We start from the raw sequence: 11685 nt of genomic DNA, 5'->3' as shown, positions 1-11685 counted from the left end.
AGTGGAGACGGATGATGCGCAAGATGGTGTCGATCGCCGCGGTGGCTGGCTTGGCAATCGTGCTCGCGGGCTGTGCGCGGGGCGGGTATGACCGCGCCCGCCCCGACGAGTTCGCCGTCGCGCGCGCCGCCCCCCTGGTCGTGCCCCCCGATTTCTCGCTGGTCCCGCCCCAGCCCGGCATCGCCCGCGCGCAGGACAACACGCCAAGCGCGCAGGCGCTGGAGGCGCTGTTCGGCGGCCCGGCGCCGCGCAGCGGGGCGGAGGCCTCGACGCTGGACGCCGCGGGCAGCGACGGCGCCGATACCGGTGCGCGCTCGACCGTCGGCGATCCCGACACCAAGATCGTCGACAAGGGAGCGACCACCCGCGACATCGTCGCCGCGCCCGAAGGCGATGGCCAGGATGCACGCGTCGCCGCCAAGTGATCGCGCGAACCGGTAACGGGCGATGTTGCAGGTGAGCACGCGCTACCTCGCCGCCCGCCCGCGCCGGATCGCCTGTTGGCTGTTCGCGATGGCCGCCCTGGTCGTCGCGATGGTCGTGGTCGGCGGGGTGACCAGGCTGACCGAATCGGGGCTGTCGATCACCGAGTGGAAGCCCGTCAGCGGCATCGTACCGCCGCTGACCGATGCCGAATGGCAGACCGAGTTCGCCAATTACCGGCGCATTCCGCAATATCGGGCGATCAATGCCGGGATGACGATTGCCGGGTTCAAGGCGATCTTCTTCTGGGAATATCTCCACCGCCTGCTCGGCCGCGTGATCGGCATGGCGTTCGCCTTGCCATTGCTGTGGTTCGCGGTGCGGCGCGCGATCCCGCCAGGCTATGGCTGGCGGTTGGTCGCCCTGCTGGCGCTGGGCGGGCTGCAGGGCGCGCTGGGGTGGATCATGGTGCGCTCGGGGCTGAGCGAGCGGATCGAGGTCGCGCCGCTGCTGCTCGCCGCGCATCTCATGACCGCCTTGTTCACGCTGGCCGGGCTGGTCTGGACCGCGCTCGACCTGCTGGCGCTGGCGCGGGACCGGTTCGAGCCGCCGGCGCGGCTGACGCGGATCGCGGTGGCGACCGGCACGGTGCTGGCGACGCAATTGTTCTACGGCGCGCTCGTCGCGGGGCTGCGCGCGGGGCTGGTGACCGACGAATGGCCGCTGATGAACGGGCGTTTCTTTCCCGGCGCGACCAATGCGGGAGAGAGCGTGGGGACGATGCTGACCGCCGATCCGGCGATCGTCCATTTCATCCATCGCTGGTGGGCGTGGGTGGCGGTCGGCGCGCTGGTGCTGCTGGCGCGCGCGGCCAAGCAGGCGGGCGATCGCCGGGCGTCGATCGCGATCCACGCCGCCTTCGGCACGCAGGTGCTGCTGGGCATCGCGACGGTGATGTCGGGGATGAACATCGTCCTTGCCGGGCTGCACCAATTGGTCGGCGCGCTGCTGGTCGCCGGCGTCGCCTGGGGCGCGCACGCCATCGGCCGGCGCCCCCTGGTGTCATGATACCCGTCAGCTGAGCCGCGGTTTGCTTGACAATTCGGTGCGCGCCGGACAAAGGCGCGTCATGCAGCGCCGCCCGACCCCCGGGCGGCGTCGTCGTTTCCAGTCCGCGCCCCGGCGCAACGAGAGGTCGCAGCCCATGAAGGCGCTGATGAAGACCACCAAGTCGGCCAAGCCGTACGAAGTGGAAAAGAAATGGCACATCGTCGATGCCGACGGCCTGGTCGTGGGCCGCGCCGCGGTGGTGATCGCCAACGTGCTGCGCGGCAAGCACAAGACCAGCTTCACGCCGCATGTCGATTGCGGGGACAACGTCATCGTCATCAACGCCGACAAGGTGAAGTTCACCGGCAAGAAGCTGTCGGACAAGATCTATTACAAGCACACCGGCTATGCCGGGGGCATCAAGCAGATCACCGCGGGCAAGGTGCTCGAAGGCCGTTTCCCCGAGCGCGTGTTGGAAAAGGCCGTGGAGCGGATGATCCCGCGCGGGCCGCTGGGCCGGCAGCAGATGCGCAACCTTCGCATCTTCAAGGGTAATGAGCATCCGCATACCGCCCAGAATCCTGAAATTCTCGACATTGCGGGCATGAGCCGCAAGAACAAGGTGGGTGCCTGATGCCCGATGCCAACAATTCCAACGGGCGCCAGTCCCTCGCCGATCTCGGCGCCGTCCTGAACCAGCAGACGGCGGCTTCGGCCGCCGCGAGCGATGCGCCGGCCACCGATGCGCCGGCCAACCATAGCGGCCCGGCCCCCGCGCCGATGCCGCTGCGTGAGCAGATCATCGACGCCCAGGGCCGTGCTTATGCCACCGGCCGCCGCAAGGACGCGGTCGCCCGCGTCTGGCTGAAGCCCGGCAGCGGCAAGATCACGATCAACGGCCGCGACCAGGAAGTCTATTTCGCGCGGCCCACGCTGCGCCTGGTCATCAACCAGGTGTTCGGCATCACCGAGCGCGCCGGCCAGTATGACGTCGTCTGCACCGTCAAGGGCGGCGGGCTGTCGGGCCAGGCGGGCGCGGTGAAGCACGGCATCAGCCAGGCGATCACCAAGTACGAGCCGGTGCTGCGCGCGCCGGTCAAGGCCGCGGGCTTCCTGACCCGCGACAGCCGCACCGTCGAGCGCAAGAAATACGGCCGCGCCAAGGCCCGCCGCAGCTTCCAGTTCAGCAAGCGATAGCCGCGGAGTCCGTCTTGCCGCCCGCCGGGTGGACCGTCATCCGGCTGGCGGCAATTATAGGCGGCGTCGGGCAAGGACCATGGCCCCGACAATGAAACCGCCGAACAGGCCGCCTTCGAGGCCGCCGGTCACGACCTGCGCTACCGGCCCGAAGCCGGCCTCCCCGAACAGGCCGCCGATCGCGTCGACGCGCAGCCGCGATCCCGGAAAGGCGCGGGCGAGCTGGTCGACGCTGCCGCCCATCAGCCGTCCTCCGAGCAGGAGGATGAAGATGGCGCCGGCGCTGCCGGCCGCGGCGGCGGCCGTGACGTTACGTCGCAACGATCGGGTATCGCCGCCACAGTTTGCCAGCCAGGCGCCGAGGCCGACCGCCGCGCCGAGCAGCATGCCCTCGGGCGCGCCGGTGATGCCGTCCGGCGATCGACCGAGCAGAAGATTGAAGGCATCGAGGCCGAGCAGCTTCACCGCGCCGCCCACGATCAGCCCTCCCATGGCGCCCCCGACGATCATCCAGGGACGAGCAGGGGCAAGGATCGCCGCGGCAATGCCGAAACTCACGCCCGCGCCGCCCATCAGCGCCGCCGCAATGGTAAGCCAGAGGAGGACGAGCAGGATCGATGCCCCGCCGGTAGCGGAACCAAGCGGGTGCGCGGCGCCGGCAAAGCCGTAGAACAGCCCGCCGACGATGCCGGCAAACCCCGCGCCGATCGTCCCGGCGCCGCCGAGAAGGAGGACATCTCGCCATGGCGACAGCATTGCGGGCGATGGCTCCGCCGCGATCGCGCCCTCAGTCCGCTCCGCCTCCTCCATCCTGTCGACCGGCGCGATGAAGCGATAGCCGTGTTTGGGAACCGTTTCGATGAAATGCGGGCTCGCGGCGTCGTCGCCGAGCTGACGCCGCAGCGTCCTGATACATTGGGTGAGTGCCTCGTCGGTGACCGGCACGCCGCGCCATACCTCGTTGAGGAAGCGGTCCTTCGAGACGAGCTTGCCGGCCTCGCGCACGAGCAGCGCCAGCGCGTCGAGGTAGCGCGCGTTGATCTCCACCGGGACGCCGTCGCGTCTCAGGTGCCGGTCGTCGGGATCGAGGACGAAGCGGTCGAAGCGAAAGGTGTCGGAAGCCACTTTTCAGCAAAACCTCAGAGATCGCTCATGCCGCTCATCGGCGGCTGAGCCAGGGTCTGCATCCTAGGCATGGAGGGGATGGATGGCAAAGCGAGTACCGAATGCGGCGGACCGGCGCATCAACCGCTGGCGGATCGCCGCCTGGGGGATCGCGGCGTTATTGCTGCTGCTGCCGCTGGTGGCGATGCACTTCACGCGCGAGGTCGACTGGACCGGGGCGGACTTCCTTTTCGCGGGCGTCATGATCGGCGGGGTGGGCATGCTCTTCGAGCTCGCCGTGCGGAAGACGCGCGATCTCGTCTACCGGGTTGGCGCCGGTCTCGCGCTCGCGGCCGCGTTCCTGCTGATCTGGGTCAACGCCGCGGTGGGTATTATCGGGAATGAGGACAATCCGCTCAATCTGCTCTATTTCGGGGTGGTCGCCGTCGCAATTGTCGGGGCGATCGGCGCGCGGTTCCGGCCGCGGGGCATGGGGCAGGCGATGATCGCCGCGGCGGCGGCGCAGACGGCGGCGGGCCTGGTCGCGGTGATCGCCGGGGGGGACCAGCCGCCGGGACCGATCGGACTCGCGCTGATCAACGGGTTCTTCGTCGCCCTGTTCGGGGGATCGGCGTGGCTGTTCGGCAGGGCGGCCCGCGCCGCGACAGGGGGCGCGATGCGGTCAATCGACACTGGCCTGACAAGCGGTTAAGGCCGTTCGATGGCCGATCTCCCCTCGACGCCGCTGCTCGACACCGTCGACACGCCCTTTGACCTCCGCAAGCTGAAACCCGACCAGCTTCGCCAGCTCGCCGACGAGTTGCGGGAGGAGACGATCAGCGCGGTCGGCACGACCGGGGGCCATCTCGGTTCGGGGCTGGGGGTGGTCGAGCTGACGGTGGCCATCCACTATGTTTTCGACACGCCGCGCGACCGGCTGATCTGGGACGTTGGGCATCAATGTTATCCGCACAAGATCCTGACCGGGCGGCGCGGCCGCATCCGCACCTTGCGCCAGAGCGGGGGATTGAGCGGCTTCACCAAGCGCAGCGAGAGCGAATACGACCCGTTCGGCGCGGCGCACTCGTCGACCTCGATCTCGGCGGCGCTCGGGTTCGCCACCGCCAACCGGCTGTCGGACCGCCCGGGCAAGGCGATCGCGGTGATCGGCGACGGCGCGATGTCGGCGGGGATGGCCTATGAGGCGATGAACAATGCCGAGGCAGCGGGCAACCGCCTGGTCGTCATCCTTAACGACAACGACATGTCGATCGCGCCGCCGGTCGGCGGACTGTCGGCGTATCTGGCGCGGCTGATCACGTCGAGCGAGTATCTGGGCCTGCGCAGCCTGGCGTCGAAGGTCGTCCGCCGTATTTCGCGCCGCGTCCACAAGGCGACCGCCAAGGCCGAGGAATATGCCCGCGGCATGGCCACCGGCGGCACGCTGTTCGAGGAACTCGGCTTCTATTATGTCGGCCCGATCGACGGGCATAATCTCGACCATCTGATCCCGGTCCTGGAAAATGTCCGCGATGCCGAGGAAGGCCCGATCCTGGTCCATGTCGTGACCAAGAAAGGCAAGGGCTATGCCCCCGCCGAGGCATCGGCGGACAAATATCATGGCGTCCAGAAGTTCGACGTCATCACCGGCGCCCAGGCCAAGGCGCCCCCGGGGCCCCCAAGCTATCAGAACGTGTTCGGCGAGACGCTGGCCAGGCTCGCCGACAATGATCCCAGGATCTGCGCGATCACCGCGGCGATGCCGGCGGGCACGGGTGTCGACCGCTTTGCGGCGGCGCATCCCGACCGCGCGTTCGACGTCGGTATCGCCGAACAGCATGCGGTGACCTTTGCCGCCGGCCTCGCGGCACAGGGCATGCGGCCGTTCTGCGCGATCTATTCGACCTTCCTCCAGCGCGCCTATGACCAGGTCGTCCACGATGTCGCGATCCAGAACCTGCCCGTCCGCTTCGCGATCGACCGCGCCGGGCTGGTCGGCGCCGACGGCGCGACGCATGCCGGCAGCTTCGACGTGACCTATCTGGCGACGTTGCCCAATTTCGTCGTGATGGCGGCCGCCGACGAGGCCGAACTGGTCCACATGACCTATACCGCCGCCGAACATGACAGCGGGCCGATCGCGGTGCGTTATCCGCGCGGCAACGGCGTCGGCGTGGCGATGCCCGAACAGCCGATGCTGCTCGAAATCGGCAAGGGGCGGGTGGTCCGGGAGGGCAAGAAGGTCGCGATCCTGTCGCTCGGCACCCGGCTGGCCGAGGCGCTGAAGGCGGCCGATGCCTTGGAGGCGCGGGGGCTGTCGACCACCGTCGCCGACCTGCGCTTCGCCAAGCCGCTTGACGTCGAACTGATCCGCCGCCTGCTGGCGACGCACGAGGTCGCGGTAACGATCGAGGAGGGATCGATCGGCGGGGTGGGCGCGCATGTGCTCACGCTGGCGAGCGACACCGGGCTGATCGATGCCGGGCTGAAGCTCAGGACGATGCGCCTGCCCGACCTGTTCCAGGACCAGGACAAGCCCGAGGTGCAATATGCCGAAGCGAAGCTGGATGCCGAGCATATCGTCGAAACGGTGCTGACGGCTCTGCGCCACAATGCGATCACGGTGGAGGGTGCGCGGGCCTGATATCTTGCGTATCCGTTCATGTGGATATACATCCTTGCGTCATATATCCGGAGGACAAGATGCAGATAGCAAAATGGGGCAATAGTCTCGCGGTGCGCATCCCCGCCGATGTCGTTCGTGCGTTGGGGTTAAAGGAAGGCGACGATGTGGAGCTTTGCGCGCTCGACGCCGGTCAGATTGCCGTCATCGCCGAAAAGCAGCGCCGCCAAGCGGCGATCGACCATATCCGCCAACTTGCCCGGCCTTTGCCCGAGAATTATAAGTTCAATCGTGAGGAACTGTACGACCGATAATGCCCTGCTTCTTCGATACCAACGTACTGGTTTATGCTTTCGGTAAAGATGAAAAGGCGGCGATCGCGCAGAACTTGCTCAATGCCGGCGGGCACATCGCCGTACAGTCACTCAACGAATTTACACGCGTGAAGATCGGCAAGCATCGCTGGCCCTGGAGCGATGTTCACGATGCCTTGGCCGGGATCATCACGCTATGTCCCCTGCCAGTAACGATGGATTTTGCCCTGCATCGCCGGGGCATCGATTTGGCGAAGCGCTACAAGTTCCACGTGTTCGACGCGATGATCGTCGCTGCTGCCATAACGGCCGATTGTGATACGCTCCATTCCGAGGACATGCATCATGGTCTGGTCGTCGACGGGCAATTACGGATCGTGAACCCGTTCACAGCCGGCTGATTGGGCTCGCGTGCTGGCGGCGCATGTGCTGATGCTGGCGAGCGATACCGGGCCGATCGACGCCGCGCTGAAGCTCGGGACGATGCGCCTGCCCGACCTGTTCCAGGACCGGGACAAGCCCGAGGTGCAATATGCCGAGGCCTGCCTTGATGCCGATGCGATCAATAATCCGGCAACATAATGGAAGCGCGGGTCATGGTGTGACCCGCGCTTCCAGACTCGTGACAGCAATCGTTGGCGCTTTCGGGAGTTACTCGATGGTCTGAATGTATAACACCGTCTCCGTGTCGACCCAGACGTCACAGATACCCGTTCCATACACGGTGATCTGCCTGCCTTGAGCATAGGCGGTCAGCAGCACTGCGAGCTTTGCCTGACCACCCGGCGTGGACGCATCGATCGCCCACCTACCGGGGATGGTAGAGCAAGCTGGCGGGGTGGAACGCGTACCATCCTGGTTAAACAATACCGGGCCGTTATTTTGGATTGGAAGCACGTTGTGGATCGCACCCGCGCCGGCGCTGGAAGCTTGTGCCGGCGTCTGGCCCGACAAGCCGAGCAATGCGATAGCGACAGCCAACTTGCATTTGAGCATTACCTGATCTCCTGTTGGTGGAGTCAGGCGGAATGACAGCAAATTTCCTATGTAAATCCTACAAACCACGCTGGCGTTATTTTGTCGGATTTGCTTATTTAGTGGAGCTTGGCGTCTGCTCCATACTACTTGGCCAACTTACCTGAAACTACGTGGTGACGTGAAGCCCGTTACCTTTGCCGGGTTCGCGTCCGGCGCCGCATCGGCTGCATTGATCGCCAGGATCGACTGCGCCTCGCGGGGCGAGCGGGTGTGTCCCGACCGGTCGCCCGACGCGGCGATGACCCGGTCGAGCAACAGGCGACCCTCTTCCCACCAGCCGATGCCGCTGGCGGCGTTGAGGTGGCCCAGGGCGCCGACATCGACGAAGTGACTGCCCCAGAAGCTGGCGAGGCTACGAGCCCGCTCGATCTCTATCCACGGATCGTCCGTCGAGGCGACCAGGATCGACGGGAACGGCAACGCCTTGACCGGTGTCGGGGCGAAACCCCGCAGTTCGCCAGGCGCGTGGCGCCGATCGACATCGGCAGGCGCCACGAGCAATGCGCCCGCGACCGGCCAGCCATAAGGCTGCGGGCTGAGTTCCGCCCACCAGGCAAGCGCCAGGCAGCCCAGCGAGTGCGCCGCGATCACCACCGGCGCGCGGGCGCGACGTACCGCCTGGTCCAGTTTGGTTACCCAGGCATTGCGATGCGGCGTGTCCCACATGCCGAGTTCGACGCGATGCGTGTCGGGGCGCGATTCTTCCCATAAAGTCTGCCAGTGCGACGGTCCCGACCCGCCCAGGCCGGGCACGGTGAGGACGGTCGGCAACAGGCCGTCGACATGCGCGAACTGACCCATGATCACCTCCACGAAGGGGGTGGGGAGAGGGATCGGCGCGGCCGCTCTAGGGGGGACGGCCACGCCTTGCCTTCTCCCCGCCGCCAACCTAATTCCTATTTGCGAAATAGGAATATGCTTGCGTCGAAATGCCATCCGATTGCGACAGGGCGAATAGCGCGGCAGACAGGCGCGGATGGCGAAGATGCGGGCCGACCAATTGCTCACCGATCGCGGACTGGCCGAGAGCCGGACACGCGCCCAGGCCCTGATCATGGCCGGTCTGGCCTTTGCCGGCGACCGGCAAATCGACAAGCCGGGGCAAATGATCGCCGAGGACGCGGCAATCGAGGTGCGCGGACGCGATCACCCCTGGGTCTCGCGCGGCGGCGTCAAGCTGGCGCATGGCCTTGACCATTTCGGCTGGGATGTCGCCGGCGCGGTCGCGATCGACATCGGGTCGTCGACCGGCGGGTTCACCGACGTGCTCCTCACCCGCGGTGCCGCGCGGGTCCATGCGGTCGACAGCGGGACCAATCAGCTGGCGTGGAAGCTGCGGCAGGATGCTCGCGTGATCGTCCACGAACGGACCAGCGCCCGCGTCCTGACCGCCGACCACATTGCCGAACCGGTCGACCTGATCGTCTGTGATGCAAGCTTCATCGCGCTGGCCAAGGTGCTGGACGTGCCGCTCGGCTTTGCGCGCGCCGGCGCGCGGCTGCTGGCGCTGGTCAAGCCGCAATTCGAGGCTGAGCGGGACGAGATCGGCAAGAAGGGGGTGGTCCGCGATGCCGCGGTGCATGATCGTGTGTGCCGTCAGGCGGCCGGCTGGGTAACCGGCCGCGGCTGGCGGGTTGCAGGGATAGTGCAGAGTCCGATCACCGGGCCGGAAGGAAATGTGGAATTCCTGCTGGCCGCATGCAATGTGGCGGGCGGATGATGCACCTGACGGTTCAATTGCCGGCGCGGGCCCCCGGAATTGCTGCTTTGCGGCACGGGAGGATCTGCAAGGTCTGCACTCTGGGGGAAGATGGATGGAGATAGCGTCGAGACAGCAGTTGCGGCTGGCATTCCTGCGCTGGGCGATCGTGACCGTGCCGTTCGTCGTCCTGCTCGGTTTCCTGTCGAGCCGGGTTGCGCCGATGGGGTCGCGGAGCCGCTGGTATGTGGCGCTCGCCAAACCGGCCGGGACCCCGCCCGACTGGGTGTTCCCGGTGGCCTGGGGGCTGCTCTATGTGCTGATGGGCCTGGCGCTGGCGATGATCATCCATGCGCGGGGCGCCCGGCTGCGTGGTCCGGCGATCATGCTGTTTGCCGCCCAGCTGATCGTGAACCTGTTGTGGAGCCCGTTGTTCTTCGGCCTGCACCTGGTCGGCGGGGCGCTGGTCGCGCTGGGCGCGATCTTCGTGCTGGCGCTGCTGACGACGCTGGTCTTCGGCCGCGTGCGCACCGCCGCTGCATGGCTGATGGTGCCGTATCTGGCCTGGCTGTGCTACGCTGGCGCGTTGACGTATGGCATCTACGGGCTAAATCCCGATGCGGCGACGGTTGCGCCGTCGTCGACGAACACCCAGATTCAGCTATGACATTCCTCTTCTGGCGGGACATGACCTGATGCAAAGCGAAAATCATCTGTTCGACGATTTCGTCAAGTTCATGAACGGCGCCGCCGGGACGCTCGCCGGGGTTGGCCGCGAGGCGGAGGCTGCGACGCGTGCGCGCTTCAAGGAATGGATCGGCGGGCTGGATTTCATCAGCCGCGACGAGTTCGAGGTGGTGAAGGCAATGGCCGCGGCTGCGCGCGACGATGCCCAGGCGCTCCGCTCGCGTCTGGACGCGCTGGACGGCAAGGCTGCGGGCGCCGGCACGGCTCCTGCCGGCGGCCAGCCCGCCGATGCCCCGATCGTCCCCGACGCGACCGTGACCGGTGAAGACGTAGACGCCTCGGACAGCGTGTATCCCACAACGCCGTGAACCGGCTGTCCACAGCTTTTTCCACCGCCAGCTTGCACTTGCCGACCCTGGCGGGCAGGTTGGGCCCGGCATGGTGAGCGAGAACCGATATGCTCGATGAGGTCGACTTTTCGCGCGACGATGCAGCGCCGATCGACATGATCGAAAGCTATTATACCGCGCACGGCTGGGACCATGAGCGTCACGACGACGAGATTGTCGCCAACCTAAAGGGCAGCTGGACGCAATATGAGCTGCGCGCGCTGTGGCGCGAGGAGGATTGCGTGCTGCAATTCCTCGCCTTTCCCGACATCCGCGTTCCCGAGGATCGCAGGAGTGCGATCTACGAGGCGATCGGGCTGATCAACGAGCAGATGTGGATCGGCCATTTCGAACTGTGGTCGTCCAGCGGGATCGTCCTGTTCCGCCACGCCGCGATGGTCGATACGACCGACGGCGGAACGTTGAGCCTGGATGCCGCCGAACTGCTGATCGAATCGGCGATCGACGAATGCGAACGCTTCTATCCCGTGTTTCAGTTCGTCCTGTGGGGCGGCAAGACCCCGAAGGAGGCGCTTGCCGCCTCGATGATCGAAACCCAGGGCGAGGCATAAGCCGGTCTCGGGGCTCAGTCGGCGCCTGCCGCAGCGCCGCTCCGATTAGGGCCGCTCGCCCGTCGGCGGCGGCGCCTCGCGCCAGCTGTGGATGCGGGCGCGTTCCTGCGGGGGAATAAGGCCCTCCAGCACCGCCCAGAAACCGGTCACCGCCTGTTGCCCGGCACTGGCATAGGCGCCCGCCAGTATCGCGCGCGCCGCCTCGAACAGGTCGCCGTCCAGCTTGTACCCCGCCTCGGTCAGCCGCAGCAGCCGCTGGCGGCGGTCGCGGTCGCCGGTACGCGTCTCGATCAGCCCGCGCTCGCCCAGCTCGGTCAGCACGCGGCCCAGCGACTGCTTGGTCACCCCCAGGATGGCGAGCAGCTCGCTGACCGTGACGTCCGGGTGGCGGCCGACGAAATATAGCGCGCGGTGATGGGCGCGGCCCATGCTGCGTTCGCCCAGGCTGCGATCCACCGCGCGGGTCAGATGGCTATAGCCGAAATAGAGCAGTTCCATCCCGCGGCGGATTTCGGTTTCACGCAGGAAAAGCGCGGAAGCGGCAGGGGTTTGGGCAGTCATTCTGCCATGCTCTTGCCAGCGCGGTCGA

Annotated in this window: 16 protein-coding genes and 1 pseudogene; 13 read left to right on the top strand and 4 right to left on the bottom strand. The window is 66.7% G+C overall.

What is annotated here, in order from left to right; genetic code table 11:
* Nucleotides 1–14 precede the first annotated feature (14 nt).
* The 4 genes from ACFE7K_RS02020 (at nucleotide 15) to rpsI (ending at nucleotide 2670) form a co-directional block, all read left to right on the top strand.
* Nucleotides 15–425, top strand: coding sequence for a DUF3035 domain-containing protein (locus tag ACFE7K_RS02020; protein WP_375396547.1), 411 nt, complete (start codon nucleotides 15–17; stop codon nucleotides 423–425).
* 22 nt (nucleotides 426–447) lie between these two features.
* Entirely contained in the window at nucleotides 448–1491 is a 1044-nt protein-coding gene (locus tag ACFE7K_RS02015) for a COX15/CtaA family protein (RefSeq protein ID WP_375396481.1), read from the top strand.
* A 136-nt stretch (nucleotides 1492–1627) separates the two neighbouring features.
* Nucleotides 1628–2107 (top strand): 50S ribosomal protein L13, encoded by a 480-nt coding sequence (gene rplM, locus ACFE7K_RS02010; protein WP_375396546.1) that lies wholly within the window; start codon nucleotides 1628–1630, stop codon nucleotides 2105–2107.
* Nucleotides 2107–2670: a 30S ribosomal protein S9 gene (rpsI, locus tag ACFE7K_RS02005; RefSeq protein ID WP_375396480.1), complete on the top strand. Its 564-nt coding sequence runs from the start codon at nucleotides 2107–2109 to the stop codon at nucleotides 2668–2670. Before rplM ends, rpsI begins: the two co-directional genes overlap by 1 nt.
* A 54-nt stretch (nucleotides 2671–2724) precedes the next feature.
* Here rpsI and ACFE7K_RS02000 read toward each other — a convergent pair whose 3' ends face one another.
* Nucleotides 2725–3795 (bottom strand): transcriptional regulator, encoded by a 1071-nt coding sequence (locus tag ACFE7K_RS02000; protein ID WP_375396479.1) that lies wholly within the window; start codon nucleotides 3793–3795, stop codon nucleotides 2725–2727.
* An 82-nt stretch (nucleotides 3796–3877) separates the two neighbouring features.
* Between ACFE7K_RS02000 and ACFE7K_RS01995 the strand changes: the two genes are divergently transcribed.
* The 5 genes from ACFE7K_RS01995 (at nucleotide 3878) to ACFE7K_RS01975 (ending at nucleotide 7293) form a co-directional block, all read left to right on the top strand.
* Complete coding sequence (locus tag ACFE7K_RS01995; RefSeq protein WP_375396478.1) at nucleotides 3878–4486, top strand: hypothetical protein; 609 nt, start codon at nucleotides 3878–3880, stop codon at nucleotides 4484–4486.
* Nucleotides 4487–4495: 9 nt separating this feature from the next.
* Nucleotides 4496–6418, top strand: coding sequence for a 1-deoxy-D-xylulose-5-phosphate synthase (gene dxs / locus ACFE7K_RS01990; protein WP_375396477.1), 1923 nt, complete (start codon nucleotides 4496–4498; stop codon nucleotides 6416–6418).
* Between the two features lie 92 nt (nucleotides 6419–6510).
* Entirely contained in the window at nucleotides 6511–6711 is a 201-nt protein-coding gene (locus tag ACFE7K_RS01985; RefSeq protein ID WP_375396476.1) for an AbrB/MazE/SpoVT family DNA-binding domain-containing protein, read from the top strand.
* Nucleotides 6711–7112 (top strand): PIN domain-containing protein, encoded by a 402-nt coding sequence (locus tag ACFE7K_RS01980; RefSeq protein ID WP_375396475.1) that lies wholly within the window; start codon nucleotides 6711–6713, stop codon nucleotides 7110–7112. The genes ACFE7K_RS01985 and ACFE7K_RS01980 overlap by 1 nt, the downstream gene beginning before the upstream one ends.
* Nucleotides 7113–7122: 10 nt before the next feature.
* Nucleotides 7123–7293: a hypothetical protein gene (locus tag ACFE7K_RS01975; RefSeq protein WP_375396474.1), complete on the top strand. Its 171-nt coding sequence runs from the start codon at nucleotides 7123–7125 to the stop codon at nucleotides 7291–7293.
* Between the two features lie 69 nt (nucleotides 7294–7362).
* On the opposite strand, the gene ACFE7K_RS01970 is transcribed toward ACFE7K_RS01975, so the two are convergent.
* Entirely contained in the window at nucleotides 7363–7707 is a 345-nt protein-coding gene (locus ACFE7K_RS01970) for a hypothetical protein (RefSeq protein WP_375396473.1), read from the bottom strand.
* A 138-nt stretch (nucleotides 7708–7845) separates the two neighbouring features.
* Nucleotides 7846–8550: an RBBP9/YdeN family alpha/beta hydrolase gene (locus tag ACFE7K_RS01965; RefSeq protein ID WP_375396472.1), complete on the bottom strand. Its 705-nt coding sequence runs from the start codon at nucleotides 8548–8550 to the stop codon at nucleotides 7846–7848.
* 175 nt (nucleotides 8551–8725) lie between these two features.
* Here ACFE7K_RS01965 and ACFE7K_RS01960 point away from each other — a divergent pair, with 175 nt between their 5' ends.
* From ACFE7K_RS01960 to ACFE7K_RS01945, 4 genes and pseudogenes are all read left to right on the top strand, one after another.
* Nucleotides 8726–9469, top strand: a complete 744-nt coding sequence (locus ACFE7K_RS01960; protein ID WP_375396471.1) for a TlyA family RNA methyltransferase — start codon at nucleotides 8726–8728, stop codon at nucleotides 9467–9469.
* A gap of 94 nt (nucleotides 9470–9563) precedes the next feature.
* Nucleotides 9564–10115, top strand: a complete 552-nt coding sequence (locus tag ACFE7K_RS01955) for a TspO/MBR family protein (RefSeq protein ID WP_375396470.1) — start codon at nucleotides 9564–9566, stop codon at nucleotides 10113–10115.
* A 28-nt stretch (nucleotides 10116–10143) separates the two neighbouring features.
* Nucleotides 10144–10413: pseudogene (locus ACFE7K_RS01950) on the top strand (accessory factor UbiK family protein); the annotation flags it as partial.
* A 179-nt stretch (nucleotides 10414–10592) separates the two neighbouring features.
* Nucleotides 10593–11096, top strand: a complete 504-nt coding sequence (locus ACFE7K_RS01945; RefSeq protein ID WP_375396469.1) for a YbjN domain-containing protein — start codon at nucleotides 10593–10595, stop codon at nucleotides 11094–11096.
* Between the two features lie 45 nt (nucleotides 11097–11141).
* On the opposite strand, the gene ACFE7K_RS01940 is transcribed toward ACFE7K_RS01945, so the two are convergent.
* Nucleotides 11142–11657 (bottom strand): MarR family transcriptional regulator, encoded by a 516-nt coding sequence (locus ACFE7K_RS01940; protein ID WP_375396468.1) that lies wholly within the window; start codon nucleotides 11655–11657, stop codon nucleotides 11142–11144.
* Nucleotides 11658–11685 lie beyond the last annotated feature (28 nt).

The sequence above is a fragment of the uncultured Sphingomonas sp. genome, assembly GCF_964244265.1.
In the GTDB taxonomy this organism is placed as follows: Bacteria; Pseudomonadota; Alphaproteobacteria; order Sphingomonadales; family Sphingomonadaceae; genus Sphingomonas.
The sequence above is the reverse complement of the archived record's forward strand: the minus strand, read 5'-3'. Positions and strand labels throughout refer to the sequence as shown.